21 protein-coding genes are annotated in these 26,968 nt (G+C 64.9%); 6 read left to right on the forward strand and 15 right to left on the reverse strand.

Features of this window, described 5'->3' with window-relative positions:
- The first annotated feature begins 5 nt into the window (after positions 1–5).
- The gene (locus HNO52_RS16395; RefSeq protein ID WP_197566307.1) at positions 6–2,240 is read left to right on the forward strand and encodes a heavy metal translocating P-type ATPase; all 2,235 of its coding nucleotides are present in this window, start codon (positions 6–8) and stop codon (positions 2,238–2,240) included.
- On the opposite strand, the gene HNO52_RS16400 is transcribed toward HNO52_RS16395, so the two are convergent.
- Positions 2,215–3,417, reverse strand: a complete 1,203-nt coding sequence (locus tag HNO52_RS16400; protein ID WP_197566308.1) for a cation:proton antiporter domain-containing protein — start codon at positions 3,415–3,417, stop codon at positions 2,215–2,217. The genes HNO52_RS16395 and HNO52_RS16400 overlap by 26 nt on opposite strands.
- Positions 3,418–3,588: 171 nt before the next feature.
- Between HNO52_RS16400 and HNO52_RS16405 the strand changes: the two genes are divergently transcribed.
- Complete coding sequence (locus tag HNO52_RS16405) at positions 3,589–4,845, forward strand: NAD(P)/FAD-dependent oxidoreductase (RefSeq protein ID WP_197566309.1); 1,257 nt, start codon at positions 3,589–3,591, stop codon at positions 4,843–4,845.
- A 19-nt stretch (positions 4,846–4,864) separates the two neighbouring features.
- Here the strand turns inward: HNO52_RS16405 and HNO52_RS16410 are convergent, their stop codons facing one another.
- The 8 genes from HNO52_RS16410 to HNO52_RS16445 all read right to left on the reverse strand — a co-directional run bounded on the left by HNO52_RS16410 (position 4,865) and on the right by HNO52_RS16445 (position 13,887).
- The gene (locus HNO52_RS16410; protein WP_332107641.1) at positions 4,865–5,602 is read right to left on the reverse strand and encodes a glutamine amidotransferase-related protein; all 738 of its coding nucleotides are present in this window, start codon (positions 5,600–5,602) and stop codon (positions 4,865–4,867) included.
- A gap of 87 nt (positions 5,603–5,689) precedes the next feature.
- Positions 5,690–6,871: an iron-containing alcohol dehydrogenase gene (locus HNO52_RS16415; RefSeq protein ID WP_197566310.1), complete on the reverse strand. Its 1,182-nt coding sequence runs from the start codon at positions 6,869–6,871 to the stop codon at positions 5,690–5,692.
- A 19-nt stretch (positions 6,872–6,890) separates the two neighbouring features.
- Positions 6,891–8,276, reverse strand: coding sequence for an aldehyde dehydrogenase family protein (locus tag HNO52_RS16420; RefSeq protein WP_197566311.1), 1,386 nt, complete (start codon positions 8,274–8,276; stop codon positions 6,891–6,893).
- Positions 8,277–8,283: 7 nt separating this feature from the next.
- Complete coding sequence (locus tag HNO52_RS16425) at positions 8,284–9,663, reverse strand: glutamine synthetase family protein (protein WP_197566312.1); 1,380 nt, start codon at positions 9,661–9,663, stop codon at positions 8,284–8,286.
- Positions 9,664–9,752: 89 nt separating this feature from the next.
- Positions 9,753–10,811: a TRAP transporter substrate-binding protein gene (locus HNO52_RS16430; RefSeq protein ID WP_197566313.1), complete on the reverse strand. Its 1,059-nt coding sequence runs from the start codon at positions 10,809–10,811 to the stop codon at positions 9,753–9,755.
- A gap of 82 nt (positions 10,812–10,893) precedes the next feature.
- Complete coding sequence (locus HNO52_RS16435) at positions 10,894–12,216, reverse strand: TRAP transporter large permease (RefSeq protein WP_197566314.1); 1,323 nt, start codon at positions 12,214–12,216, stop codon at positions 10,894–10,896.
- Positions 12,213–12,740: a TRAP transporter small permease subunit gene (locus HNO52_RS16440; RefSeq protein ID WP_197566315.1), complete on the reverse strand. Its 528-nt coding sequence runs from the start codon at positions 12,738–12,740 to the stop codon at positions 12,213–12,215. Before HNO52_RS16440 ends, HNO52_RS16435 begins: the two co-directional genes overlap by 4 nt.
- A gap of 187 nt (positions 12,741–12,927) precedes the next feature.
- Complete coding sequence (locus tag HNO52_RS16445; protein ID WP_197566316.1) at positions 12,928–13,887, reverse strand: LysR family transcriptional regulator; 960 nt, start codon at positions 13,885–13,887, stop codon at positions 12,928–12,930.
- Between the two features lie 89 nt (positions 13,888–13,976).
- Here HNO52_RS16445 and HNO52_RS16450 point away from each other — a divergent pair, with 89 nt between their 5' ends.
- Positions 13,977–14,780 (forward strand): TraX family protein, encoded by an 804-nt coding sequence (locus HNO52_RS16450; RefSeq protein WP_197566317.1) that lies wholly within the window; start codon positions 13,977–13,979, stop codon positions 14,778–14,780.
- Between the two features lies 1 nt (position 14,781).
- Here HNO52_RS16450 and HNO52_RS16455 read toward each other — a convergent pair whose 3' ends face one another.
- Positions 14,782–17,136 (reverse strand): putative bifunctional diguanylate cyclase/phosphodiesterase, encoded by a 2,355-nt coding sequence (locus HNO52_RS16455; RefSeq protein WP_197566318.1) that lies wholly within the window; start codon positions 17,134–17,136, stop codon positions 14,782–14,784.
- Between the two features lie 224 nt (positions 17,137–17,360).
- On the opposite strand from HNO52_RS16455, the gene HNO52_RS16460 reads away from it, so the two are divergent.
- The 3 genes from HNO52_RS16460 (at position 17,361) to HNO52_RS16470 (ending at position 21,542) form a co-directional block, all read left to right on the forward strand.
- Positions 17,361–18,800: an ethylbenzene dehydrogenase-related protein gene (locus HNO52_RS16460; RefSeq protein ID WP_197566319.1), complete on the forward strand. Its 1,440-nt coding sequence runs from the start codon at positions 17,361–17,363 to the stop codon at positions 18,798–18,800.
- Positions 18,797–19,357 carry a DUF2231 domain-containing protein gene (locus tag HNO52_RS16465; RefSeq protein ID WP_197566320.1) on the forward strand — a complete coding sequence of 187 codons (561 nt, stop codon included), beginning with the start codon at positions 18,797–18,799 and terminating at the stop codon, positions 19,355–19,357. The genes HNO52_RS16460 and HNO52_RS16465 overlap by 4 nt, the downstream gene beginning before the upstream one ends.
- Before the next feature lie 163 nt (positions 19,358–19,520).
- On the forward strand, positions 19,521–21,542 hold the full coding sequence (locus HNO52_RS16470) for a PhoX family protein (protein ID WP_197566321.1): 2,022 nt from the start codon (positions 19,521–19,523) through the stop codon (positions 21,540–21,542).
- Between the two features lie 82 nt (positions 21,543–21,624).
- Here HNO52_RS16470 and HNO52_RS16475 read toward each other — a convergent pair whose 3' ends face one another.
- From HNO52_RS16475 to HNO52_RS16495, 5 genes are all read right to left on the reverse strand, one after another.
- On the reverse strand, positions 21,625–22,758 hold the full coding sequence (locus HNO52_RS16475; RefSeq protein ID WP_197566322.1) for a 5-(carboxyamino)imidazole ribonucleotide synthase: 1,134 nt from the start codon (positions 22,756–22,758) through the stop codon (positions 21,625–21,627).
- Positions 22,759–22,795: 37 nt separating this feature from the next.
- The gene (purE, locus tag HNO52_RS16480; RefSeq protein ID WP_197566323.1) at positions 22,796–23,308 is read right to left on the reverse strand and encodes a 5-(carboxyamino)imidazole ribonucleotide mutase; all 513 of its coding nucleotides are present in this window, start codon (positions 23,306–23,308) and stop codon (positions 22,796–22,798) included.
- 143 nt (positions 23,309–23,451) lie between these two features.
- Positions 23,452–25,470, reverse strand: coding sequence for a TRAP transporter permease (locus HNO52_RS16485; protein WP_197566324.1), 2,019 nt, complete (start codon positions 25,468–25,470; stop codon positions 23,452–23,454).
- A 25-nt stretch (positions 25,471–25,495) separates the two neighbouring features.
- Positions 25,496–25,984 (reverse strand): DUF1850 domain-containing protein, encoded by a 489-nt coding sequence (locus tag HNO52_RS16490; protein ID WP_197566325.1) that lies wholly within the window; start codon positions 25,982–25,984, stop codon positions 25,496–25,498.
- A gap of 6 nt (positions 25,985–25,990) precedes the next feature.
- Positions 25,991–26,950, reverse strand: coding sequence for a TAXI family TRAP transporter solute-binding subunit (locus HNO52_RS16495; protein ID WP_197566326.1), 960 nt, complete (start codon positions 26,948–26,950; stop codon positions 25,991–25,993).
- Positions 26,951–26,968 lie beyond the last annotated feature (18 nt).

The raw sequence follows: 26,968 nt of genomic DNA on the forward strand, positions 1-26,968 counted from the left end.
CTACCATGGCTGAACGATCCTGCTGCTCCGGCGGCGCCTGCAGCGTCGATACGTCCCCGGCCCCGACGAGGCCGAAGGAACCACAGCCAGGCGTCGATTCGCTGCGCTTGCGCATCGAAGCGATGTGCTGCCCCACCGAAGAGGGGCTGCTGCGCCGCGCACTGGAGGACATGCCGGGCATCGAGCGGCTCGACTTCGACCTGATCGGTCGCAGGCTCACCGTGCACCATCGGGATGTCGGCGAGGAGGTCATTCGGCGCCGCATAGCCGCTACCGGCATGACCGCCGAACGCGATGACCCGACCCAGCGCAACGCGCCGGCAGCCAGCGACGGGGAGCCATGGTGGAAGATCGGCGTTGCCGCCACGCTCGCCTTGGCCGCCGAGGCCAGCCACTGGCTGGAACTGGCCGAGCCCTGGCTAGCCGCCGCGCTGGCGCTGGCGGCCATCGCTCTGGTCGGCTTGCCCACGTGGAAAAAGGGCTTCATCGCCCTGCGCCACCGCACCCTCAACATTAACGCGCTGATGAGCGTGGCAGTGACTGGCGCGCTGCTGATCGGCCAGTGGGCCGAGGCGGCGATGGTGCTGGTACTGTTCACCCTGGCCGAGCGCATCGAGGCGCGCTCGTTGGGCCGGGCTCGCAATGCCATTCGCGAACTGCTCGACCTGGCACCGGCGAGCGCCAGCGTGCAACAGCCGGATGGCAGCTTCCGTTCCTTTCCGGCCGGTGAGGTCGCCGTCGACAGCCTGGTTCGCGTGCGCCCCGGTGAGCGCCTGGCGCTGGACGGCAGCGTCGCCGAGGGCCACCCGGCGCTGGACGAATCGCACATCACCGGCGAGAGCCTGCCGGTGGACAAGGCGCCGGGCGAGGCCGTGTTCGCCGGCAGCGTCAACCAGGGTAGCGAGTTCCTCTACCGGACCACCCGCGCAGCCAGCGACACCACCCTGGCCCGCATCATTCATACCGTTGAGCAGGCCCAATCCAGCCGCGCCCCTACCCAGCGCTTCATCGACCGCTTCGCCGCCGTCTATACCCCGGCAGTGTTCGCCATTGCCCTGCTGGTCGCGCTTACTTGGCCGGTACTGTTCGGCATTGGCTGGCTCGAGGGCGTCTACCGTGCGCTGGTCCTGCTGGTGATCGCCTGCCCCTGCGCGCTAGTGATCTCCACTCCGGTGACCATCGTCAGTGGCCTTGCCGCCGCCGCACGCTCGGGCATCCTGATCAAAGGCGGCAATGTACTCGAACAAGGCTATCGGCTGGCCACCATCGCCTTCGACAAGACCGGCACCCTGACCCAGGGCCGCCCCTCGCAGCGGGCCTGGCACCCGCTCGACCCGACACGGGACGAACCTGCCCAAACCCGGCTGCGCAGCCTGGCAGCGGGGCTCGCCGGCCGCTCCTCGCATCCGGTGTCGGCAGCCTTGGCACGTGCCGCCGAGGCAGATGGCATCGTGCCGTTGGAAGTGAGCGAGGTGCAGGAACTGCCGGGCCGCGGCATGGTTGCCAGGCAGGGTGAGCATACTGTCTGGCTCGGTAACCGCCGACTGATGCAACAGTTCGCAACGATAGACAGCACGCTTGAGGCCCACCTGGCCGAACACGAGGCCCGCGGCGAGACCCTGGTGATTCTGGGCAAGGAGACCCGACCGCTGGCGCTGTTTGCCGTCGGTGACCCCCTGCGCGAAGAGAGCCGTGAGGCGGTCGAAGCGCTGCATCGCCTGGGCGTGAATACGCTGATGCTGAGTGGCGACAACCCGGCGAGCGTTGCCGCGGTGGCCGCCAAGGCCGGCATCGACAAGGCCCACGGCTCGCTGCTGCCGGAAGACAAACTGACCATGATAGAGGCCCGCGCTCAGCAAGGTTCGGTGGGCATGGTAGGTGACGGCATCAACGATGCCCCGGCACTCGCCCGCGCCGACATCGGCTTCGCCATGGGGGCTTTGGGCAGCGATGCCGCCATCGAGACAGCCGACGTGGCGCTGATGGACGACGACCCGCGGCGGCTGGCCGACTTCCTGCGCCTGTCGCGTCGCACACGCAGCATCTTGATGCAGAACATCGCCATCGCTCTGGGTTTCAAGGTGGTCTTCATGGCGCTGGCCTTCAGCGGCCACGCCACCCTGTGGATGGCGGTATTTGCCGACATGGGTGCCAGCCTGCTGGTGGTGGCCAACGGCTTACGCCTGCTGCGCGTACGCAGCGTCCAGCAATCGGTCAACGCAGAACTCGTCGCACCATGAAGGGCCCGAGCACTTCGAAGACCACGGTGGAAACCACGACGGCCGAGAGCAGCGTCGGTCCATGCGCGGGATAACGCTCCGACACCAGCAGCGCCATGCCCATGGCGATGCCTGCCTGGGGCGTCAGGGCCAGGCCGATATCACGCGGCAGCTGCACCTCCCGCGTTCGCACCAGACCGCCGCCGACCAGGCCGCCGAGGTAGCGTCCCAGCGCACGCAGCGCGATGTAGGCCAGGGTGAGCCACACGGCGCTACCTAGGTAACGCAGGTCGATACTTGCCCCCGAGAGAACGAAAAAGAAGATCAGGAAAGGCCACTCGATATGTTCGATCTCGTTGAACGAGCGAGTGTGATGACGGGAGAGATTGGCCACCAGCGCACCGGCGAGCATTGCCGCCAGCAGCGCCGACACCTCGAGCCACGCGGCCAGGCCGGCCAGCAACAGAATGAGCGCCAGCGCCTCGACCAGAGTCGGTTCGCCGGGCCGCAACCGCCCCGTCAACCAGGCGGCAGGAGCCCCTACAGCCGTGCCTAGCAGCACGGCCCCGCCCAGCTCCCAGAGCGATGGCAGCAATGCCCCACTACCATCGCCTGAGAGCTGCCATCCCAGCAGCGCCATTGCCAAGCCGAAAGTCAGGATGCCCCAGGCATCGTCGATGGCGACGATGCCCATCAACAACCGGGCAGGCAATCGCGTGTCGCTATTCTCGTGAATGACCTCGCGCACTTCAGCCGGATCGGTGGCCACCGAAATCGCTGCCAGGCTGACGGCAACCAGCAACGGGTAGCCCAGCAGCAACAGCCCTGCGCCAACCACCGCAACGCTCACCAGCAGGACGGCGAATGACAGTAGGAGGATCATCCGGCCGGTACGGCGCAGGCGCTCAAGGGTCAATTCGCCCCCCAACAGGAAAGCGACCATCACCAAGGCGACCTGGATCAGCGGCTCGCCGAGCCCCTCCAACGGACGCCCCCCTTCCAGGCCCATCCACACCTGCTGAACGATGGCAACGCCCACGCCGACCAGCACCAGCAGCGAAATTCGCGGCAACCGGGTACGGCTGGCCACCGTGTCGGCAAGGATGCTGAGGCTCAGGATGAGGCCCAGCAGAATCAGGTTGGTGGTGGCGAGATCAAGGTGTCGGGTGGCTGCCTGCCAGGCTTCGCTTGCCGTCATCTCCCTGCGCCTCCCTGTTTCACTCGAAAAAAACCGCGATGTGGCAGGAGTTAAGCGTATCCTCCTGCTCACAACAACGCGATTTCCGGCAGGCTTGTCGCTCAACGCACCGGCGTAAGAGAATCGATAGCTGGACGCCACGGCGAAACAACCAGACACAGGCAACAGCACATGAACCAGCTTACCCAGCACGCCGAGGTCGTCGTCATCGGTGCCGGCATCGTCGGCCTGGCCTGTGCCTGGCATCTGCAGCAGCAGGGCTTCGAGGTCACCCTGATGGACCCGGAACCGCCCGGCAGCGGAGCCTCGTCCGGCAACGCCGGCACGCTCGCCAACTACGCCGTCGAACCCATTGCACAGCCTGCCTTATGGCGGCAGGCACCGATGTTGCTGCTGTCGCCCCAATCGCCGTTTCACCTACGCTGGCAGCACTTGCCCAGGCTGGCCCCGTGGCTTTGGCGTTTTCTCAAGGCTTCCACCCCGCGCCGCGCCCAGCACGCCACCCAGATCCTGGGCGAGCTGCTCGCTCCCGCCGTCGAAGACTGGCAACAGGTGCTCGACGACCTGGAGGACAATGACGAGGGCGTTACCCTGTACCGACGAGGCGCGCTGTATTTCTATCGTAGCCCCAAGGGATGGCACGAAGCACAGCGCGACATTGCCGCCCGCGAGCGTTACGGCATCGTTCAGGAACGCCTTGACTCGCACGCCGTGGCGGCGCTGGAACCGGCGCTAGAGGGTCTGGCGAAAGGCGGCATCCTGTTTCCCGACGCCTGCCACCTGAGCGACCCGTTGACCCTGGCCCAGCGGCTGGCCGAAAGACTGCAGAGTCGCGGCGCACGACTGGTGCGTGCCAAGGCGCTCGGGCTCAAGGCATGTGACGGCGGTGTGCGTATCACGACCGACCACGAGCCCTGGCAGGCTGAGCGCGTGGTGGTTGCCACAGGCATCCGGTCGCAACCCCTGGCCCGCGATGGCGGCGATCGCATCCCGCTGGAAGCGGAGCGTGGCTACCATCTGGAATTTCCCTCCGCCCGTGAGCTGGTCAGCCGCCCCTGCTGCCCGGTCGAGAACGCCTTCTACCTCACGCCGATGAAGGGCCGCCTGCGCATCGCCGGCACGGTCGAGCTGGGGCATCGCGACGATCCCGCCAATCCCGAACGACTCGACTACATCAGGCGCCATGCCGAGGCACTGTTCGGCCCGCTTGGCGAGCCCAGCCAGAGCTGGCTCGGCCTGCGTCCATCGCTGCCCGACTCGCTACCGGTGATCGGCCCCGCCTCCTCCCTGCCCGGCGTCAGCTACGCCTTCGGCCACGGCCACCTGGGCCTGACCCTGGCCGCCACCACCGGCCGCCTGCTGGCGGCCAGCATCAAAGCCGAAGCACCCGACTGGCTCGCAGGCTGCGCGGCCAGTCGTTTTCGCTGAAAGCAGCAGGCGGTCAAGATCAGTCGCGCAGCGCTATGGCCCGCTGCATGAAGTTGACGATCCAGCGCGCCATCAGCGTGTCGTCGACTTCGGTGGAGAGCGAGCTCTGCCCTTCGCGCACTCGCTCATCGCCGACCAGCTCCCGGCGCAGGGCCATGAGGTCGCGCGAGTATTCCTTGGTGAATTCTGGGTGGCCCTGCACGCCGAGGAAGTGCTCGCCGATCTGCATCAGGTAATGGGGGCAGAAATCACTGCCGCCGACGACGGTGGCCTCGGGCGGCAGCGCCTCGATCTGGTCCTGGTGGCTGACCAGCAGATCGAGGCCCGGCTGCCAGGGCTCCATCCACTCGGCGCGTGACTGGATGCGGTTGAACGACATGCCTACGCCCCAGCCCCGGTCGCTCTTGATAACTTCACCGCCCAGTGCCTTGGCCATCAGTTGGTGGCCGAAGCAGATACCCACCAGCGGCTTGCCGGCCTCCCACAGTTCACGCACGAAGCCACACAGCGCCTCGACCCAGGGCAGCCCGTCGTTGACGCCATACTTCGAGCCGGTAGTCATCCAGGCATCGACGGCGTCGATGTCGTCGGGTATCTCGCCATCCAGGCAGCGCCAGACCTGGAACTCCAGCGTGGGGTCAACCCGCCGGAACAGGGCGGCGAACATTTCCGGATAGTTGCCGTGGGCCTCGCACAGTTCCGGCGCCACGTCATCGCACTGCAATAGCCCGATGCGCATCGGTGAATCTCCTTTCATTGAACCTTCCCTGGACACCGGCCTGCCTGCCACGGCATCGCCAGCAAAAAGACCCTTGGCTTCGTCTGTACGATTCGCGAACGAAGCCTAGAGGCGGCCTTCCACGGCGGCAACGAAAATACCGCGGTACTCGTCGGCGTCGAAGGCGACCGGATTGGTGCCCGACGAGGGGTCCGCCACAGCCATGCGTCCGACCTTCTCGGCTTGGCGCGTATCGATGCCCAGCTCGGCCAGGGTATGCGGAATACCGAGCCGTTCGCGCAGGCCCAACACCCAGTCGATCACCGCCGCCGTCCCCGGCTGCTCCAGGTTGAGATAGCGCCCCAGGCGCACCATCGGCTCGCCGATGGCGCGCTCGTTGGCTCGCAGCACGTAGGGCATCAGCACCGCGTTCAAGGTTCCGTGGTGGGCGTCGTAAAGCGCCCCGAGCGGGTGCGCCAAGGCATGCATGGCACCCAGGCCACGCTGAAAGGCGGTCGCGCCCATGCTCGAGGCCACCAGCATGTTCATGCGTGCCTCGAGGTCTTGGCCGTCGCTGTAAGCGCGCTGCAGGTAGAGATCGATACGACGCATGCCCTCGACAGCGATGCCCTCGGCCATGGGGTGGTAGTTTGGCGAACACCACGCCTCCATGCAGTGCGACAGCGCATCCATGCCGGTGGCGGCGGTGATCGCCGGCGGCAGCCCCACGGTGAGTTCGGGGTCGAGAATCACCGTAGCCGGAACCATGCCGGGGTGAAAGATAATGCGCTTGACGTGCTCCGCCTCGTCGGTGATTACCGAGGCACGCCCCACCTCCGAGCCGGTACCCGCGGTGGTGGGCACGGCGACGATGGGAGCGATGGCCTGGGCGTCGGCATTCTTCCAGTTGTCGCCGATATCCTCCAGCGACCATAGCGATAGCCCCTCGCGCTGGTTGGCCATCAGCGCCACAGCCTTGGCGGCGTCGAGCCCCGAGCCGCCGCCGAAGGCGATCACACCATCGTGGCTGCCGTTGCGGAAGGCCGTCATACCGTCGAGTACGTTGCGCCCGGTGGGGTTGCCCTTGACCTGGCTGAACACTGCAATGCGCAGGCCGGCCTCCTGGCACGCTTGTACGCACGCCTGCACCATCGGTAGCGCCGCCAGCCCCGGATCGGTGATCAGCAGCGGCGCGCCCATGCCCAGCGCCTTGCATGCCTCGGGCAGGTCGCGAATGCGCCCCACCCCGGTGAGAATGCTGGCGGGATAGTTCCAGCCCATGGTGAAGGATTTCATGTCGTGGCTCATGGCGTTCTCCTGGACCAGCTCAGGCGTGTTTGAGGTGGAATGACTTGGGCCGGGTCAATGTCTCGTAGCCGATGCGTGACAGCGAACAGCCCCGCCCCGATTGCTTGACCCCGGTCCAGGCCAGTTCAGGGTCGAGAAAGTCACAGCGGTTGGTGAACACCGTGCCGGCCTCCAGGCGTCGGGCAATGGACTCGCCCGTCGCGATATCCCGAGTGAATACTGCGGCGGTAAGGCCGAAGTCGCTGTCGTTCATCAGGCGTATGGCTTCTTCGTCGTCCGCTACCGGCATGATGCCGACCACTGGGCCGAAGCTTTCCTCGCTCATCACCCGCATCGAATGGTCGACACCTGTCAGCACCTGTGGCGCCAGGTAGGCGCTCCCCGGCACCGACTGCAGGTAGTCGCCGGGGTCGATCCAAGCCTTGGCTCCGGCAGCTACCGCCTCCTCGACCTGGCCGCGCACGAAGTCCGCCGCTGCGGGACGTACCAGCGGCCCCAGGGTGGTTTCGGGGTCGGTGGGGTTGCCCAGCCGGAGCTGGCGCACCCAGGCCACGGCGCGCTCGACGAAGTCGTCGAAAAGCGACTCGTGCACGTAGATGCGCTCGATGCCGCAGCAGCTCTGTCCCGAGTTGAAGAAGGCGCCGTCCATCACGCCCGGCACCGCCTCGTCGAGGTTCACGTCGGCACGGATATAGGCCGGATCCTTGCCGCCGAGCTCCAGCCCGGTGGCAATGAAGTGCCCGGCGGCGTTGCGCTCGACCATCGCCCCGCCCGCCACCGAGCCGGTGAAAGAGACATGCGCGATACGGGCATCTCGGATCATCGTTTCAGCGGCGTCGTGAGAGAGGTGCAAATGCTGGAACACTCCCTCGGGCAGGCCGGCCTCGTCGAAGGCCTGCTGGAAACGCTCAGCGCACAGCGGGGTCTGGGCGGAGTGCTTGAGGATTACCGCGTTGCCCGCCATGATCGCTGGCACCACAGCATTCACGGCCGTCATGAAAGGGAAATTCCACGGCGCGACGATGAACGACACGCCTAGCGGTTCGCGGGTGATGTAGCGGGTGAAGCCGGGCTTGTCGGCCAAGCGGATCGGCGCCAGGGCATCCTCGGCCAGCGAGATCATGGTGCGCGCGCGATCCTCGAAACCGCCAATTTCGCCGCTGGCCACGGCGATCGGCCGCCCCATCTGCCAGGTCAGCTCCCGGGCCAATTCGTCGCGACGAGCGACGAAGGCATCGACCATCCTCGAGCACAACCGCGCCCGCTCGGCAAGATTCGTCTCGCGCCACGTACGCTGCGCCGCCACCGCTTTCTTCAATGTCGCTTCGACCCAGGCAGGGTCGGCCAACTCCCGCTCGACGTAGAGCGATCCGTCGACCGGTGAAATCGTTTTCTGTGTGGCCATGTGCACCTCAAATAATCTCAAAGTAGCGATCCAGCTCCCAGTCGGTGATATGGCGACGGAACTGGCGTTCTTCCCATTCACGAGTGGCCGCGAAGTGCTCGACGAAGGCATCACCGAACAGGCTGCGTGCCGCCTCGGACGCCTTGAGCCGCTGAGCGGCCTCCCACAGCGTACGCGACAGCGCCTGATGCTCGGGATGGGCCAGCTCGTAGGCATTGCCGGTCACCGCCGCATCCGGTTCGAGCCGCTGCTCAATGCCGTAGAGGCCGGAGCCGATCGCCGCCGCCAACGCCAGGTAGGGGTTGGCATCGGCACTGCCCAGGCGGTATTCGACACGCTGCGACTTGGCGCTGCCGGGAATCACCCGCAGTGCCGTGGTGCGATTCTCCACGCCCCAGGTAGCATCGGTGGGTGCCCAGAAACCGGGAATCAGGCGGGTATAGCTGTTTACCGTGGGGGAGAACATGGCCAGGAACTCCGGCATCAGCTTCTGCTGCCCGGCGACGAAGTGGCGCTGAACGTCGCTCATGCCGTGGGGCTGGTCGGCGTCGAAGAAGGCCGATTCGCCACTGTCGCGGTGATTGAGCGAGAGATGGATGTGGCCGCTCTGGCCGGGGTAGTCCGGCGACCATTTGGCCATGAAGGTAGCCATCAGCCCGCGGCGCTGCGCCCATACCTTGGTGAAGGTCTTGAACAGTGCGCCCTTGTCGCCGGCGGCCAATGCATCGTCGACGCGTATCGCCGCCTCCAGCACGCCGGGGCCGGTCTCGGTATGCAGCCCCTCGATGGGAAAGTCCATCGTCTCGGCCATGCCCAGCAGTTCGTGGTAGAGCTCGCCATGCACCGAGCTCCTGAGCATCGAGTAACCCATCATGTCGGGGGTCAGCGGCTTGAGGTTGCGAAAACCCTTCTCGCGCACCGACTCCGGGGTCTCCTGGAACATGAAGAACTCGTACTCCAGCGCACCGCAGACGGCAAAGCCCATCTCCCCGGCCTTCGCCAGCACGCGGCGTAGCAGCCCGCGTGGGCAAATCGTCTCGGCCGCGCCGGTGAACTCGGCCAGGAACAGCAGCATGTCGCCCTCGCAGGGCAACTCGCGGCAACTCTCGGGAATCACCCGCAGTTCGGCATCGGGGTAGCCGGTGTGCCAGCCGGTGTACTTCACGTTGTCGTAGAGTTCATCCTTGCTGTCCCAGCCCAGCACCACGTCGCAGAAGGCAAAGCCCTCGCTGAGTGCGTGAAAGAACTTGTCGCGACGCATATACTTGCCGACCATCACGCCGTCGATGTCGAACATGCCGACCTTGACGTGGCTGAGGCCACGCTGTTCGACGATTCGCCGGGCATCGTCGGCGTTCTTGATGTCTCTTGCCTGGAGTCGGCTCATCTCGGTTTCCTCGCACCTCTTGTCTTTGTCGTTCACGGTTGCGGCGCAAGCCGACAGGGCGGGTGCGGCTATCGCACCCGCCCTTTCCCTCAACCGTAGCGGTAGGGAGGTCCTGCTTGCTGCATGGTCTGCCGATAGTCCTTGAGGATCTGCACCACGCGGGCACTGCGGTCGCTCTCCTGGGCGATCTCGTCCCAGAAGGCCAGCGCCTCGTCCTCGATCTGCTGCCACTCCGACTCGGGAATCGAGGTCAGCTCCAGCTTTCCGCCGGTGGTGCGGTAGTGCGCCTCGCCCCACCAGTACCAGTGCTGACGGTAATAGTGCGAGCTGTCCATGCACAGTTTGAACAGGGTCTTGAGGTGCTCGGGTAGCTCGTTCCAACGCTCGGTGTTGGCGAAGTAGGAGCCCGCCCAGGCACCCGAGATGTTGTTGGTCAGGTAGTAGTTGCTGACGTCCGCCCAGCCCACGGTATAGGCCTCGGTGATGCCGGCCCAGGCGATGCCGTCGAGCTCACGGGTCTGCATGGCAACCTCGATGTCCTCCCACGGCAGCGTCACCGGCACCACGCCGAAGCGGCTGAGGAAGCGCCCGGCGGTTGGGAAGGTGAACACGCGCTTGCCCTCGAGGTCTGCAAGGCTTCGAATCGGGTCGCGGGTGACGAAGTTGCACGGGTCCCAGGCGCCCGAACCCAGCCAGGTAACGCCCTCTACCTCGCCGTAAGCCTCCTCCCAGATCTCCTTGAGCCCGTAGTGGTGGAACAGTGCCGGCACGTCGAGGCTGTAGCGCGAGGCGAACGGGAAGTAGCCGCCGAATACCGAGACGTCGACAGGTGCGTTGATCGAGTCGTCATCGCTCTGTACGGCATCGATGGTGCCGCGCTGCATGGCGCGGAACAGCTCGCCGGTGGGCACCAACTGGTCGGCGTAGTAGAGCTCGATCTCCATCTCGCCGTTGGCGGCCTTGTTGAAGGCGTCGATGGAGGGCTTGATGACATGCTCGGCTAACGCCGGCCCGGCGTAGGTTTGCAAGCGCCAGCGAATCGGGCTGCGCGACTGGGCGTGGACGTAGGGTGCCGAAATAGTGGTGGCCCCGACGGTGGCGGCAGTGGCCAGGCCCGCCTTCTTGAGAAAATCGCGACGATTGGTCATGGGTCTTCTCCTGCTGTTTTGCTTGTTGTCGGAAGAATCGTGGTACTCGATCGTCGTGCCGTGGTGCACCTCCTGGGAGTCGTCAGTAGCCGCGATAGAGCTGCGGCAGCCACAGCGCCAGCTGCGGGAAAATGGTGATCAGCGCCAACCCGATCAGCATGATGCCGACGAAGGGCCAGACGCTACGGTAGATGTCGCCAAGCGAGATCTCCGGCGGCGCCATGGCGCGCATCAGGAACAGGTTGTAGCCGAACGGCGGGGTCATGTAGGCGATCTGCACGGTGATGGTGTAGAGCACGCCGTACCAGATCGGGTCGAAGCCCAGGCTGATCACCAGCGGCACGTAGAGCGGTGCCACGATCACCAGCATGGCGGTGTCATCGAGGAACATCCCCAGCAGGATGTAGGAGAGCTGCATCATCACGAGGATTTGCCACGGGCTCATGCCGATGCGGTCGAGAAAGATGTTCTCGATGGCGCGCACCGCGCCGAGGCCATCGAATACTGCACCGAAGCACAGCGCCGCCAGGATGATCCACATGAACATGCAGCTGATGCCGAGCGTCTTGTGCACGGTGCTCTCGATCACCTTCCAGGTCAGGCGGCGCTTGACCAGCGCGGCCAGGGTGGCCGACACCGCCCCTACCGCCGAACTCTCCACCAGGCTGGTGACGCCCATCAGGAACAGCCCGGTCATGAAGAAGAAGATCAGCAGCGGCAGGATGCCGGCGCGCAGCAGCTTGAGCTTTTCGGCGAGGCTCATCTGGCGCTCTTCGGAGGGCAGCGCCGGGCCGAGATGCGGCTGCAGACGGCAGCGAATGACGATGTAGATGACGAACAGCGCGGCCAGTATCAGGCCGGGAATGGCCCCGGCCAGCCACAGTTGGCTGACCGGCTGGCGCGCGATCATGCCGTAGAGCACCAGCACCACGCTGGGAGGCACCAGGATGCCCAGCGAACTTCCCGCCTGAATCACGCCGGTAACCATGATCTTGTCGTAACCGCGCCGCAGCAGTTCCGGCAGGGCGATGGTCGCGCCGATGGCCATGCCCGCCACGCTCAACCCGTTCATCGCCGAGACCACCACCATCAGGCCGATGGTGCCCACCGCCAGGCCGCCCCTCAGTGAGCCCATCCAGACGTGGAACATCTCGTAGAGTTCGCTGGCAATACCCGACTCGGAGAGCATGTAGCCCATATAGATGAACAGCGGCAGGGTCAGCAGCGGATACCAGTTCATCAGCTGGATGGCGGAATTGAACGGCATCTCCACGCCACCCTGCCCCCACAGCAGCAGCGCCGAGGCGGCGCCGACGAAGCCGATCACGCCGAATACCCGCTGCCCGGTGAGCAGCAGCAGCATCATGGTCGAGAACATCAGCAGGGCGATCATCTCGTAGCTCATTCAGGACTCCCCCCTTCCAGCGCCACGCCACGCGCCCGGGCAATGTCCTTGAACAGGGTCGAGATGCTCTGCAGCAGCATCAGCAGCACGCCGAAGGTCATGATGATCTTTATCGGCGCCAGGGGTGGCGCCCAGGAGGTGTAGCTCGTCTCGCCATAGCGCAAGGCATATTCGGTGCTGGATATGCCGCCGAACAGTAGCGTGCCGAGGAAGACGATGAGCAGCAGGATGGTCATGGCATCGACGATGGCCCGCGTGCGGTCGGACCAGCGCGAGTAGAACAGGTCCATGCGTACATGGGCGTCCATCTGCATGGCGTAAGCGCCGCCCAGCAGATAGTAGGCGGCCATCATGAACTGCGAAACCTCGATGCTCCAGATCAGCGGGCTGTTGAAGGCGGTGCGCGCCACCGAGGCATAGAGCAGGACGCCGATCATCACGAAGATCAGAAACATGACGATGCGCCCCACCACCCGGTTGAACGCATCCACCCAACGCACATAGAGCGTTATTATTCTTGGCATCTTCCAGTACCGATCGCTTGGGTTTCGCTCAGTCTTCGGACGTGACTCGGGAATGCGCAACAAGCATCGGTATCGGCGACGTCTGGGGTATCGATGAAATCGATAATGCTCGCGAAAGGGACGCCTGAGCCGCGCCACGCACCCATAGGGTGCGTGGCGAGGGCGATGATATCCGGCAGTGGTGGGGTCAGGTCTGGGTGATGACCTCGGCGGAGAGCCAGGGCAGCGCCCGCTCCAGCTGAGTCCGGAAATGCTGTTCCAGCAGGCGCCGGCTGTCGCGTGCCAGCAGCGCGGGCAGCTCGCCCAACTCGTCACGCCGAGCCACCAGCGTCAGCTCCCGGGTCAGTGGCGCCAGCGGCAACGGCGCCACCATAACCTGAAGGTCGTCGAGGCCGGCCTGATAGAGGCACAGCGGGGTGGTGATGGTCCATCCGGCACCGGCGCTGACCAGGCGCAGCACGGCGAAGGTGTTGTCGAGATGCAGCCGGGCAGGCAGCTCGAGCTGGTTCAAGCGCAGGTGGCGCTCGATGGCCTGGCCGATCAACGACTGCGGCGTATAGCGCACGAAGTCCAGGTGGCGCGCCAGCCAGCGCAGGTTGTCGAGCGGGCCGTTCCAGGAGAGCGGCATCACCAGCACGAAGGGCTCGCGCAGCAAGCCATGACGCTCCAGACCGTCGTAGTTCTCCAGCCGATCATCGGAAACGATGATATCCACGTGACGCGTCAACAGGGAGTGGCCGTGCATGTGCGACAGCCCGGTGGTCAGGGTATAGTCGCGGGTATGGCGCCGTATCAGCTCGATCAGCGGTTGTCCCACCGCCGTTGCCAGCGAGTCGACCAGCGCCAGGCGAACCTGATGGAGCTGGCCGAAACCACCGCTGACCAGCTCGCGCCGGGTATTGCGCGCATCGTCGAGCAGGCGGCGGGCACGGTCGTAGAAGAAGCGTCCTGCGCTGGTCGGCTCCAGGGGGCGTGAGTGACGCTTGAACAGCGTCACGCCCATGCTCTCCTCCAGGTTGGCCAGGCTCTGCGAAACCGAGGACTGCTTGAGCCCCAGCCGCCTGGCCGCCGCGCTCTGGCTGCCCTGCTCCAATGTCTCGACGAAGATCTCCATGCTGCGAAGATCGAAACCGAAGCCGCTGCGCATCTGTATGCCCTCGTTTCATCCCGTCGGGCGCTGAACTTCTCCAACAGCGCACCGGTCACACGACTGTCGTCTTTAACAGGGAGGTTCCGATGACCGCAGAGGCCGTCGCTCCGACAGTGCGAGAGCGCCCCGTTTCCACCTGGACCGGCTGGGGACAGTGGCTAGCGCTCGCCACCATGACCATCGATCATCTCTCCCGTTATGTCTTGCCCGCCGGCTGGGAACTCGGCTGGGCGGGGTCGTCGCTGGGCCGCATCGCCTTTCCGTTGTTCGCCGCGATGGTCGCCTGGCATGGCCTGTTCAATACCCGCAATCCGCTGTGCTATGCCCGCCGCATCCTGGTCATCGGGCTGACCGCCCAACTACCCTACATGCTGATGCCGCGGGCCTCCGATGCCTTCATCCTCAACGTCTGCTTCACCCTGGCACTGGGGTTGGCCTGGGGCGCCTGGCTGCGCGAACTGCTCGCGCGCCATCGCAGCGGCAGTCTGGGCAGCGCCTGGGCGGGGCTGGGCCTGGCGACGACCCTGGCGGTCTGGTATCTGCTCGGCGAATGGGTCGAGTACGGCCACCGCGGGTTGCTGCTGATTCCGCTGTTCATGCTTGCGCTGCACCACCTGCATAATGCCGGGGACTCACTTGCCGAGCGACTCGCTGCCGTCGCCATGGCCGTGCCGCTGTTGGTCGTCGCCGGACTCATGAACAGCTCCGATATGGCCAAGTCGTTTACCGTTGCCACCTGCCTGACAGTGCTGTGGCTGGCCGCCGGCGCACATCGCCTGGCCCGCGACGTTCCCGTCGCCATGCCCCGCCGGCTGTGGCTGGCGTGGTACCCCAGCCACTTCGCACTTATCGCCCTGTGGTTGTGGACCAGCGGCGGTGCGCTCGGCTGAATCAGGCCCGATCCTGGCCGGCCTGCTCCACTTCCCTGCCGGCCAGCAGCGCTTCGAAGGCCTCGCCAGGCATGGGCCGGTAGAAATGATACCCCTGGAACAACCGGCAGCCGCGAGTCCGCAGGAACTCATGCTGGGCTTCGTTCTCTACCCCCTCCGCGACCACGTCGATACCGAGGTGCTGGGCCATGGCCAGCACCGTCTCCACGATGGCGGCATCGCTGCCATCGGTATCGAGGTTGCTGACGAAACTGCGGTCGATCTTGAGCTCGTCCAGCGGCAACGACTTGAGATAGGAGAGCGAAGAGAATCCCGTGCCGAAATCGTCCAGGGCCAGGTGCACCCCCAGCTGCTTGAGCGCCTGCATGCGTTCGACGGCATCTTCGAGCCCATCGATCATGATGCTCTCGGTCAGTTCCACGACGAGCCGCGTCGGGTCAATGCCATGGGCACCGGTCACCCAAGTGAGCCCTTCGACGAAACCGGGTTGGGTGAAGTGTCGCACGCTGATATTGACCGACAATCGCGGCAGGATCTCGACTGGCAGACGGGAAAGCAGCCCGCAGCAGCGATCCAACATCCATGTCTCGAGCTCGACGATGAGATCGCTCTCCTCGGCGATGGCGATGAACACCTCGGGCGAAACCCAGCCATGGCGGGGATGGTGCCAGCGCATCAGCGCCTCGCCGCCGATAACATGCTCATTCTCGTCAAGCTGGGGCTGGAAGGCGATGCTCAACTGATCCTCAGCTAGAGCGAGCCGCAGTGCCTGTTCCATCTCCAGGCGCCAGCTCATCTGGGTCTGCATGGAGGGCTCGTAGCCGCAGATCTGTGCCCGTCCCTTCAGCTTGGCCTGATACATGGCAGTGTCGGCATGGCGCAGCACGTCTCCCACGTCCTCGTCGCCCAGAGGAAACAGGGTGTAGCCGATGCTCGGCGTCACGCTGATGTGCTGCCCGCCCAGATCGTAGGCACGGCGCAGGGTCGAGAGCAGCCGCTCGGCGCGGTGTTCGGCCCGGCTCAGCTCAGCCTGGCGGTCAGAGCTCAGGGCCGGCATCATCACCACGAACTCATCGCCGCTGAGCCGCGCCGCCATGGCGTCTTTATCGAGGCTCAGCAGCAGGCGTTTGCTTACTTGGCGCAGCAGCTCGTCCCCCACCGCATGTCCGAGGGTGTCGTTGATGATCTTGAAACGATCCAGGTCGAGGAACATCACCAGCCCGACACGGCCGTCGTCGCGACGATCGCGGATGGTCGAAGCCAGCGTCTCGATCAACATGCGTCGATTGGGGAGTTCGGTGAGCGGATCGAAGTAGGCCTGGCGATGGATGGTCTCTTCGGCCAGCTTGCGTTCGGTGAAGTCCTCGATAACCGCCACGCCCCCCACCACCTCGCCCGCCTCATTGCGCAGGGCACTGTAGAATGCACGCAGCGGCGTCTGCTTGCCGCTGACCACGGTACGGTAAGTACCCTCGAAGTAGCCGGTACCGCTCTCCAGGGCATCGCGTATCGCCCCGGCCACGCGCTCGTCGTTCAGCTGTGTCAGCAGGTTCATGCCCAGCAGGCGCTGTCGGCTGTTGCCGAGGATGTCGAGGCACTTCTCGTTGCAGTCGACCACCCGCCCCTCGCGGTCGAAGTGCATCACGCCCAGCGGCGTGTGGCGGAAGATGGCACGGTAGCGCGCCTCGCTGACACGCAGTTGCCGCTCGCGCGAAGAGACGAGCAGGCGCAGGGCGATATTGTCGGAAATGGTGCGATGCAGGCGACGATTGATGATGAGCACCAGCCCCAGGAACAGCACGATCATGGCGGCCAGCAGCAGGGCGAGGGAGGTATTTTGCAGCAACATCTGAACCAGAAGTGGAAGCATGGTCGGCAGGACGAACAACGGTGCCATCCATGCCACTGGTGAAAGCGTGGTGACCCCGCCGGCGGCGATGCCCGTCAGCACGATCGCCAGCGCCGCCAGTTGGCCGTGATGCTCCATGGTGAACATCGTCAGGCCGGCCACTCCCCACAGCCCACCTGCGATACCGGTACCCCAGGCAAACCGATACAGCCAACGCCGTTGACGCCGCCGCTTTGCCGGTTGACGGTGGAAATACCAGGCCAGCCACAGGCGCCCGCCCGACACGACTAACAGAGCGCCCAGCCAGCCCAGCAGGTAGCTCGGCGGCATGATCGGCCACATGGCGCCCACCAGCAGACACGCCGCCAGAACGCTGGCCAGCACCGGCTGCCACAGCCGCTCGTAGAGCAGGAGCACCTGTTCATGGGTCAACTGGCGACGACGGGAAACATCCGTTGACGGTGCCGCGTCTAGCTCGCGTTGCTCATCCTGAAGCGCAAGGGCCATGCTGGGGTCCGAGTCGGTTATTGTTCTAACTGTTCTATATTTACTTGATATGTCTATGTTTGGCGAGGCAGCCTCTCAACGCAATTCGGCTGTCCTTGTGCGCCACGCCAAATTCAAAAAATGTGGCCAATTGTCGCTCCGCTCTTGATTTGTATCAGCTCGCTCACTCTGACGTGGTCCACACTGGAAGGCAGTTACATATTTTAACCATGGCAGGAGTTCTCATGGCGAGTCATGACAAGAGTGCCGGCCCGTGGCTGGTCTTAGGCCTGCCGATCGCCCTCGGGCTGGCCTGGGCCACCCAGGGCGCCGGGGTGATTGGCAATGATCTCGAACGCAACATCTGGATTCCCGACGAACTGACCATGCCGTTGCAGGTACAGGCCGCCTACAACGGCGAGCGAATTTTCTTCCGCTACCGTTGGCCCGCCGAGCACGCCCATGTCTATCACGACATGTTGCGCTTCGAGGATGGTGAGTGGATCCGTCACGGCAACTCCCGGGCCGGTCCCGATCCCGACGGCACCTACGAGGACCGAGTGGCCATGTTGGTCGACGACGGTGGCGTGCCGGACTTCGGTCTCTACGGTGGCTACGTTACCGTCGGCGACCGGATGCGCTTCTTCAGCGACTCGGCCTCGCCGGCCGAGGTCACCGCCCATCCGCACCTGGGCGAGCAGCTCGGCCAGAGCGACGTGCGCAAGTACCTACCGGGCACGCGGACGGACCAGCATGACTGGCGCAGCGTAGAAGATACCGAGACGCTCGCTGCCCAGCGCGAGGCCGGCTACTTCCTCGACCTGTGGCACTGGCGTGCCGGACGCTCCAACCCCATCGGCGCCTCCGACGACCAGTGGATCGGGGAGTATCGCAACAGCGACGCCGGAACTGGCCCCTACCTCACCAACTGGGACGTCGACAACAATCGCCCTTTATGGATGCTCGACCCCGAACAGACCGGCCAGCGCGCCCTGCGCTGGGAGGACGTGACGTCCGGCCAGGTCGATTTCGACGGTCTCTACTACCTGTCCGAGGCCAACCGCACCGACTTCGACCCCGGTCATGACTGGCAGAACGGCGACGTGATCCCACGCCGCCTGCTGCGTGAGCCACAGGGTTCCCGGGGGACCATCGCAGTGCATGGGAATGCACGCTGGCAAGACGGCTATTGGGACGTAACCCTGGTACGCGACATGGATACTGGAAACCCACTGGATGACAAAACCTTCCGCGAACAGGGCGTCTATGACATCGGCATCGCCGTGTATCGCAATGCGACAGGCAGTCGTTGGCACTACGTCTCGCATCCTTATTCGCTGGGGCTCGGTCGTCACAGTGACATAATGGCCCAACGCATCGATAACGACTCACCGGAGTGGAGCGACGACTGGTTCGAAATGACGCTGTTCTACCCCGGGCAGGTGGACTGGCCGCTACTGACCAGCCGTGCACACGCCGGAGCCGAGGACATCGCCGCCGGCCAGCCGGTCCGGCCCCGTCACAGCGAGAAGCAGTTGGCGCTCTATGGCATGGAGATGGAGTTCAACGACGCCATTACCGGCCAGTGGTGGCTGACCCTGATCGCCGGCCTGCTCGCCATGCTCGGCGTCACCCTCGCCCTGCTACCCGTCTTCCGCCCACGCTCCCGAGGAGATCGCTCATGACCGGTATGCACCATATGCTCGTTCATTTTCCGGAAGCGTTCTGGGCCCTGGCCACCCTGATGATACTGATCGGCACCCTGCTTCCCGGCCAGCTGGCCGAACTTAGCCGCGCCGCCCTGCTACCGGTATTGGTACTCAGCCTCCTCGGGGCTTCGGCCGCCATCGTCAGCGGCCTGCTGGTCTGGCCACTGGAGGCCAACCTGGCCAGCCCGATGGCTCGCAACCATATCTTGATGGCCCTGTGGTCGCTGGGCCTCTATAGCATGCTCACCGTTCTGGTATGGCGGGCCGGTGCAACCGCTTTCAACGGGAGGCGGCGCTGGGTATTGGTTGTCCTGGCGTTGATGGGCGGACTGCTTTTTGCCACTACCGGCACCTTGGGAGGGCATCTTGCCGGCGCAACGACGCGATTCTCCGAGTTGCTGCGTCTCACCGGTTGGGAGGTCTACACTACCTTCTACAGTCCCGGCTGGGTGGTGGCGGTGATGGTGATGATCGGCCTGGCCTGCGCCATCCTGGGGCATCGTCACAAGCGTCCGTCCGGCACCGACGACTGATCCCTACCAACCTCGACCAAGTGAGCCGAAGGCCCCTCTGGTGCGGGGCCTTCCAGTCCGGGGTTGGCCACCCGGTGTCATGCATACGACTTCATTCGTTCATGCCGATGTCACTTTCTCACCCGACCATGGGGCTCCCCGTGACTTCATGTGAGGCAAGCAGATGCAACAGCCCCAGCACATCGGTACCACTGACCCGACCCTCGCCGCAGGTGACGAGCCGGCGAGCAACACCTCGTCCAATACCTACTTCGGCGATATCCTAGAGGCACGCATGAGCCGCCGCGCGCTGCTGCGCAGCAGTCTGGCCGTGGCGGTAGCGAGCGCCATGGCCACCAGCCTGCCCTTCGGCCGCGCCCTGGCCGCCGGTACCGGCGCACCGGCCCCGAGCATTGGCTTCCAGGCGATCCCGGTCAGTACCGCCGACAGTGTGGTGGTGCCGGAAGGCTACCGGGTGCAGACCTTCATCCCCTGGGGCACGCCGATCAGTGGCAGCATGCCGGCCGCTTCCCTGGAAGCCAGCGGCGAGGACCAGGCCCACCAGGTGGGCAGCCACCACGACGGCATGCACTTCTTTCCGATCGAGGGCAGCTCCCGCGACGGCCTGCTGGTACTCAACCATGAGTACGTCGAGCCGCGCTTCATGCACGCTGCTGCCCAGGGCCTGGCACTCGATTCCAGCGGCTTTCCCGCGCAGAGGGACGGCACGCGCGAGGCCGATCAGGTGCGCAAGGAGATCAACGGCCATGGTGTTACCGTCGTACGCGTCCAAGCAGGCGAGACCGGTCAGTGGCAGGTGGTCGAGGACGAGCACAACCGGCGTATCACCGGCCTGACGCCGATGCGCCTGGCCGGGCCGGTGGCCGGTACCGAACACGTCATGACGAAGTACAGCCCAGACGGCAGCATGACCCGCGGCACCCTTAACAACTGCTCCAACGGCGTCACGCCATGGAACACTTATCTCGCCGCCGAGGAGAACTGGTCGGGCTACTTCGCCAACGAGGATGCCGAGATCGATCGCCGCCAGTCGCGTTACGGCATCCAGACGCGCAGCGAGGGGCGCTACCAATGGCATCGTGCCGAAGGCGGCGCCGATGAGTTCATCCGCTTCGACGCCACCTCCCGCGGCGCCTCGCCCAGCGAGGACTACCGCAACGAGCCCCACAGCTTCGGCTACATGACGGAGATCGACCCTTACGATCCCGAGAGTACGCCGATCAAGCGCACCCACCTAGGCCGCTTCGCCCATGAGGGGGTGATCTTCGCCCCCGCCGTGGAGGGTCAGTCGGTGGTCTGCTATTCCGGCGACGATGCACGCTTCGAGTACATCTACAAGTTCGTCTCGGCCAGACCCTATCAGGCCGCCACTGCCGATGGCTCACTGCTCGACGAGGGCACGCTCTATGTGGCCAGGTTCAACGAAGACGGTAGTGGCGAGTGGCTGGCGCTGGCACCGGGCAAGAACGGACTGACGCCGAAAAACGGCTTTGCCGATCTGGCCGATATCCTGATCAATGCCCGCAGCGCTGCCGACCACGCCGGGGCGACGAAGATGGACCGCCCGGAGTGGGGCGCGGTGGACCCGGCCAGCGGCCAGGTCTATTTCACGCTGACCAACAACACCCGCCGCAGCGAGGAGCAACGCGACGCTGCCAACCCGCGCGCCGAGAATCACTTTGGCCACATCATCCGCTGGCAGGAAGACGGCACCCACGCTGCAGAACATTTCCAGTGGGATATTTTCCTGCTGGCGGGCGACGGGGAGAGCGGGCGCGACCTGCACGGCGAGCCCCTCGACCAGGACGCCATCCTGGCGTCGCCCGACGGGCTGTGGATCGATCCCGATCGCCGTGTGTGGATCCAGACCGACATCAGCGAATCGGCGGTGAATGCAGGCGTCTACGCACCGTTCGGCAACAACCAGATGCTGGTGGCCAACCCCGAAACCGGCGAGCTCAAGCGTTTCCTCACCGGCCCCATCGGCCAGGAAATCACCGGTATTGCCATGACGCCCGACCAGCGCACGCTGTTCGTCAACGTGCAGCACCCCGGCGCCAACACCTCGGCACAGGACTTCGCCAAGAACCGGCTGACAAGCCACTGGCCGGAGGGCGGCAGTGAGATTCCGCGTTCGGCGACGCTGGTGATCACGCGAGAAGACGGCGGCATCATCGGCGCATAGGGCAAATATCTGAGCGAGCGAATCGCAGCGCAGCGGGCCCCGCCATGGCGGGGCCCGCTGCGCTGTCTTGCGATCGGCCGGCTCAGTGGCCTGGGCGGAACTTGTCCTCGAAGCTGAAGCGCGGCTCCGGCGCCTCGGGCAACAGCCAGGCGCAAGCGTGCACCTTCTCGAGCAGCTCGCCGTGGGTCGGCGCCAGCAGATTGACGTGGCCGAGCTTGCGCCCGGGGCGCTCGCTCTTGTCGTAGCGGTGCAGGTGAGCGTCACCGATGGCGAGTATCGCCGCCGGGTCGCCCTCCTGGCCGATCACGTTGACCATGCAGGTCGGCATGCGCGCCGAGGTATCGCCCAGCGGTAGACCCTGGATGGCACGCAGGTGGTTCTCGAACTGACTGGTCACGGCGCCGTCCATGGTCCAGTGGCCAGAGTTGTGCACCCGCGGCGCCATCTCGTTGGCCAGCAGCCTGCCGTCGCGAGTCTGGAACAGCTCGAGGGTCAGCACGCCAACGTAGTCGAGCTCGTCGAGCAGAGCCCGAATATAGCCGTCGGCGGTCTGCTGCACCGCCTCGTCGAGGTCCGGCATCGGCGCCAGCGAATAGCGCAGGATGCCGTCGACGTGCAGGTTCTCGGCCATGGGGTAGAAGACTACCTCGCCATCGCGCCCACGCACGGCAATGATCGACACTTCGCGTACGAAGTCGACAAAGGCTTCGACGATCAGCCGGGGGTGGTTGATGCTGCACCAGGTCTCGGCCGCCTCGCTGGGATCCCGCAGCACCGCCTGTCCCTTGCCGTCGTAACCCTCGGTGACCGACTTGGCCACTACCGGGCAGCCCAGCTCGCGGGCCGCGGCCTCCAGTTCGTCGGCATGCTCCACCAGGCGGTAGGCCGGCGTGGGGATGCCCAGGCGATCGAACAGTGCCTTCTCCTCGGCGCGGTTCTGGCAGATGCGAATCGCCTCGCTCGAGGGATAGACCGGCTTGACCTCTTCGATGGCCTGCACCAGCGCCACGGGCAGGTGCTCGAACTCATAGGTGACCAGGTCGACCTTGGCCAGGAACGCCTCGAGGTGCTTCTGGTCGGTGTCGATCATCACCTCGCCGATTCCCGCACTGGGATGGCCGGTGGTATCGAGGAAGGTAAAGCGGTTGGCCAGCGGATAGCCGGCCAAGGCCAGCATACGGCCGAGCTGGCCGGCACCGAGCACGCCGATGTTCATGTCGTTTTCTCCTCTCGCTGGCTCATTCGGCTCTGGTTCATTCGGTCGGGGGGCGTGGGTCGGGGTTGTCGAGCACCGTCTGGGTCTGCTCGGCGCGAAAAGCCTCGACGGCAGCGCGTACCTTATCGTCCTGCAGCCCCACGATCTGCGCCGCCAGCAGGCCGGCGTTGGTCGCTCCGGCCTTGCCGATGGCCAGCGTGCCCACCGCGATGCCGCCCGGCATCTGCACGATGGAGAGCAGCGAGTCGAGACCCTTGAGCGCCTTGGACTCCACCGGCACGCCGAGCACCGGCAGCGCCGTTTGCGAGGCCACCATGCCGGGTAGGTGAGCGGCTCCGCCGGCACCGGCCACGATGACCTGCAGACCGCGCCCGGCAGCGGACTTGGCGTAGTCGAACAGCAGATCCGGCGTACGATGGGCCGAGACCACGCGCGTCTCGTGGGCCACCCCCAGGCGTTCGAGCATTGCCACCGCATGCTCCATGACCGGCCAGTCGGACTTCGACCCCATGATCACGCCGACGCGCGGCTGCTGGTTGGAGGACTGCATGTAGGCTCCCGTAGTGACGCTGGAAAGGCGGCGCAAAGACACGACGCGCAAATTGAAGGGCAGGTATTCTAACGGCGCCCGCGGGCGTCGTCATCTTGACCAGTTGGGCAAGCGGTCACATCAATCCAGAGCGACCACCGGGTTCAGGCCGGCCCGGCGCCGGCGATATCCGCGTCACGCCGGCTGGCCAGCCAGTTGCCGCCCATCGCGAGAATCATCACGACGACCCCGGCTACCTCTACCAGCAGGTTGGGATAGAAGGCCGCCACGATCGCCGGCAACAATACCAAGCGTACCGGCCATGACATCCAGGTGAACAGGAACCCCTCCAGGGCCGCGGCGAAGGCTCCCAGAGCCAGGAAGCCAATGAGTGCCGTCCATACCAGAACAGGTATCGAGCCCCCCATGATGATTTCAGGGTTGTAGACCATGAACAAGGGAATCAGGTAGAGCCCCTTGGCGAACTTCCAAGCCTGAAACCCGGTGTCCATCGGCTTGGCCCCGGCAATCGCCGCACCGGCAAAGCCCGCCAGTGCAATGGGGGGTGTCACGTTGGAATCCTGCGAGTACCAGAACACCACGAGGTGAGCGATCAGCAGCGGCACACCGAACTCAGCCGTCAGTGCCGGCCCTACCAGCACGATCAGGACGATGTAGCTGGCGGTGACCGGCAGGCCCATGCCCAGTACCAGACTGGCCAGCAGCACCATGACCAGCGCCAGCAACAGGTTGCCGCCCGAGAATGCCATCATCATGGAAGAGAACTTCAGTCCGAGTCCGGTAAGGCCCACCACGCCGACGATGATGCCGGCCACGGCGCAGGCCATGGAGACGGCCACCGCATTCCGGGCACCCAGCTCGAGGCCGCCAGCCAGCTTGACCAGCCCCGCCTTCACGGCCTCCCGCAGCGTCTCGCCGGTCACTTTCTGACCGTCGCGCGGCGCGATGAACAGGAACCACACCGCAAAGCGCAACACCGCCACGGCCAGCATGGTGAGGATGGCGTAGTAGCCTACCCGCATCGGTGACATGTTCATCACCAGTAGCCACACCAATACCAGCAGTGGCAGCAGGAAGTGCCACCCTTCCTTCATAACGTCGCGCATTTGAGGAAGCTCGGAGCGCGCCATGCCCTGCATGCCCTGTTTGAGGGCGATGATATGCACGAAGAGATAGACGGTGGAAAAATACATGATCGCCGGCAGGATGCTGACCTTGACGATCTCGAGGTATGGCATGCGGGTATATTCGGCGATCAGGAAGGCCCCGGCGCCCATCAACGGCGGCATGATCTGTCCGCCGGTAGAGGCAGCGGCCTCGATGCCGCCCGCCTGGTGAGGTTTGTAGCCCAGGCGCTTCATCAATGGGATGGTGAAGGCACCCGTGGTCACCACGTTGGCGATGGCACTGCCGGAGATCGACCCCATGCCAGCCGAGGCGATGACCGCTGCCTTGGCCGGCCCGCCGCGCTGGCGGCCGGTGGCGGCGTAGGCCATGTCGATGAAGAACTTGCCGGCACCGGTAATTTCGAGGAAGGCGCCGAACAGCACGAAGATGAAGATATAAGTGGCGGCCACCCCCATGGGCAGGCCGAAGATACCTTCTTGTCCTAGATAGAGCTGGCCCACCAGACGATCCAGATTGTAGCCGCGATGCTCGAGGATGCCAGGCAAAAACTGGCCTAGCCATGGCAGCTCGCCCCTCGGGCCGGCGAAGGCATAAAGAATGGCGACCATCCCGATCACGGTCATGCCCAGCCCCACTGCACGGCGTGCTGCCTCAAGCACGGTAACGGTGGCGATACAACCGACCACGATATCCGTCTGGCTCCAGAAGCCGGCACGGCCGATGATCTCGTCGAGGAAAAGCACCAGGTAACCGCCGGTGACCAGGGCTCCAGCGAAGAATACCGTATCGACCAGCCCGGCGATGGGACCGCGATCGTGCTTCGGCCCCAGCAGGGGAAACATCAGGAAAGCCAGCATCATGATCAGCATCAGGTGGATGCTGCGCTGGTAGAAAAGGCCCAGTGGCTGAATGCCGGCGGAGTAGAGCTGGAACAGCGACAGCCCCACCGCCACCAAGGTGATCAGCCACAATACCGGGCGGGAATGGTTCGCCTGGCTGCCGGGAATAATGGGGGAGGTTCCCGAATCGCTCATCGTGTTTCTCTCACAGGGTGGTCGTTCACTGGTTGGGTGGCAGGGAAAGGCGGATCGTCACCCGTTGATTCTCGGCCAGGCTGCTGAGGCTGATCCGGGTATCGTCGATCACCAGACGATGATCGACACGCATCGATCCGACCCGCAGCCGGTAGGCATTGCCCGGTACCGGCTCATCGATCGCCTCGATCCAGTAGCCGCCCTCGCCGTCCGATACCTGGCGGCCGCGCCCGGGAATATGATCCAGCCCCGCAGCGAAGTCGGGCAAGTGGCTGCGTACCAGGACCATGCGCCCATCACGGTGACGATAGCAATCCAGCACCGGAAAGCCCTCGACAGAGTGGTTCCACTCCAGGCACCAGCCTTCACCTTCGGCCACCGGCAGACTCACCAGACGCTCACCATCAGTGCCTACGACCTCCAGCAAGGCCTCATCGGCAGCGGCCGCCTGGCTCATACAAAGTAACAGGGCGGGCAGCCAGGCCCGCCCCGTTAACAGGCGCAACACGATCATGTCGCGTCAGGGACGCTGATGATCGGCGATCTCGGCACCCACTTCCTCGTAATAGCGCAGTGCGCCCGGGTGGAAGGGAACCGGGGTCGATTCCACGCTGAACTCCACCGTGGTGTCGTTGGCAGCCGGGTGGATGGCGATGAGCTCATCGGTCTGCTCGAAGAGCACCTTGGTGATCTGGTAAGCGAGCTCCTCATCCATCTCGCTGCTCACAGCCAGCACGTTGGGGATGCCGATGCTCTGCACGGCCTCGTCCATGCCTTCGTACAGACCCGCCTTGAGCTTGTACGCGGCGAACACGGGCTCGGCCTCCTTGGCCTTGTCGATTTCCTCCTGGCTCAGGCCGATCAGGCGGATATCGCGGGTAGTGGCCAGGTTCATGATCGAGCTGGTGGGCGGACCCACGCTCCAGAAGCCGGCGTCGATGTCGCCGTCACGAATGGCGTCGGCCGTTTCGTTGAAGTTGAGACGACGTGGATCGAAGTCCTCGTAGGTAATGCCGTTGGCTTCGAGCAGCGCCCGAGCATTGAGTTCGGTACCGCTACCCGGCGCGCCCACGGAGACCGTCTTGCCCTCGAGGTCGGCTAGCGATTCGATGCCGGAGTCCGCCAGCGTGACGATCTGAACGGCATTGGGATAGATCGAGGCCAGCGCGCGGATGTTCTCCAGCTCGCGACCCTCGAAGTCACCGGTGCCGTTATGGGCCTGATAGACGGTGTCGGCCAGTGCCAGGGCGAGGTCGGAATCGCCACGCCAAACCAGGCCCATGTTCTCCACCGATGCTCCGGTCACCTCGGCCACGGCGTCATAGCCCTCAATGTGGTTGCCGATCAACTCGGCCAGACCGCCCCCATAAGGATAGTACGTACCGCCGGTACCCCCGGTGGCGATAGAAAGTTGCTGGGCGCTTGCCAGCGGGGCCACAGCCAGCAGCGAGGCGGCTGCTGCATATTTGAGAGCTCGCATGGAATCCTCCGTCCTGAA

Origin of the sequence: Halomonas sp. MCCC 1A13316 (assembly GCF_014931605.1) — a bacterium.
In the GTDB taxonomy this organism is placed as follows: Bacteria; Pseudomonadota; Gammaproteobacteria; order Pseudomonadales; family Halomonadaceae; genus Halomonas.

Coding starts and splice junctions, on each gene's coding strand:
- HNO52_RS16395 (WP_197566307.1), top strand. CDS start 6: ATGGCTGAACGATCCTGCTGCTCCGGCGGCGCCTGCAGCGTCGATACG.
- HNO52_RS16400 (WP_197566308.1), bottom strand. CDS start 3,417: ATGACGGCAAGCGAAGCCTGGCAGGCAGCCACCCGACACCTTGATCTC.
- HNO52_RS16405 (WP_197566309.1), top strand. CDS start 3,589: ATGAACCAGCTTACCCAGCACGCCGAGGTCGTCGTCATCGGTGCCGGC.
- HNO52_RS16410 (WP_332107641.1), bottom strand. CDS start 5,602: ATGAAAGGAGATTCACCGATGCGCATCGGGCTATTGCAGTGCGATGAC.
- HNO52_RS16415 (WP_197566310.1), bottom strand. CDS start 6,871: ATGAGCCACGACATGAAATCCTTCACCATGGGCTGGAACTATCCCGCC.
- HNO52_RS16420 (WP_197566311.1), bottom strand. CDS start 8,276: ATGGCCACACAGAAAACGATTTCACCGGTCGACGGATCGCTCTACGTC.
- HNO52_RS16425 (WP_197566312.1), bottom strand. CDS start 9,663: ATGAGCCGACTCCAGGCAAGAGACATCAAGAACGCCGACGATGCCCGG.
- HNO52_RS16430 (WP_197566313.1), bottom strand. CDS start 10,811: ATGACCAATCGTCGCGATTTTCTCAAGAAGGCGGGCCTGGCCACTGCC.
- HNO52_RS16435 (WP_197566314.1), bottom strand. CDS start 12,216: ATGAGCTACGAGATGATCGCCCTGCTGATGTTCTCGACCATGATGCTG.
- HNO52_RS16440 (WP_197566315.1), bottom strand. CDS start 12,740: ATGCCAAGAATAATAACGCTCTATGTGCGTTGGGTGGATGCGTTCAAC.
- HNO52_RS16445 (WP_197566316.1), bottom strand. CDS start 13,887: ATGCGCAGCGGCTTCGGTTTCGATCTTCGCAGCATGGAGATCTTCGTC.
- HNO52_RS16450 (WP_197566317.1), top strand. CDS start 13,977: ATGACCGCAGAGGCCGTCGCTCCGACAGTGCGAGAGCGCCCCGTTTCC.
- HNO52_RS16455 (WP_197566318.1), bottom strand. CDS start 17,136: ATGGCCCTTGCGCTTCAGGATGAGCAACGCGAGCTAGACGCGGCACCG.
- HNO52_RS16460 (WP_197566319.1), top strand. CDS start 17,361: ATGGCGAGTCATGACAAGAGTGCCGGCCCGTGGCTGGTCTTAGGCCTG.
- HNO52_RS16465 (WP_197566320.1), top strand. CDS start 18,797: ATGACCGGTATGCACCATATGCTCGTTCATTTTCCGGAAGCGTTCTGG.
- HNO52_RS16470 (WP_197566321.1), top strand. CDS start 19,521: ATGCAACAGCCCCAGCACATCGGTACCACTGACCCGACCCTCGCCGCA.
- HNO52_RS16475 (WP_197566322.1), bottom strand. CDS start 22,758: ATGAACATCGGCGTGCTCGGTGCCGGCCAGCTCGGCCGTATGCTGGCC.
- purE (WP_197566323.1), bottom strand. CDS start 23,308: ATGCAGTCCTCCAACCAGCAGCCGCGCGTCGGCGTGATCATGGGGTCG.
- HNO52_RS16485 (WP_197566324.1), bottom strand. CDS start 25,470: ATGAGCGATTCGGGAACCTCCCCCATTATTCCCGGCAGCCAGGCGAAC.
- HNO52_RS16490 (WP_197566325.1), bottom strand. CDS start 25,984: ATGATCGTGTTGCGCCTGTTAACGGGGCGGGCCTGGCTGCCCGCCCTG.
- HNO52_RS16495 (WP_197566326.1), bottom strand. CDS start 26,950: ATGCGAGCTCTCAAATATGCAGCAGCCGCCTCGCTGCTGGCTGTGGCC.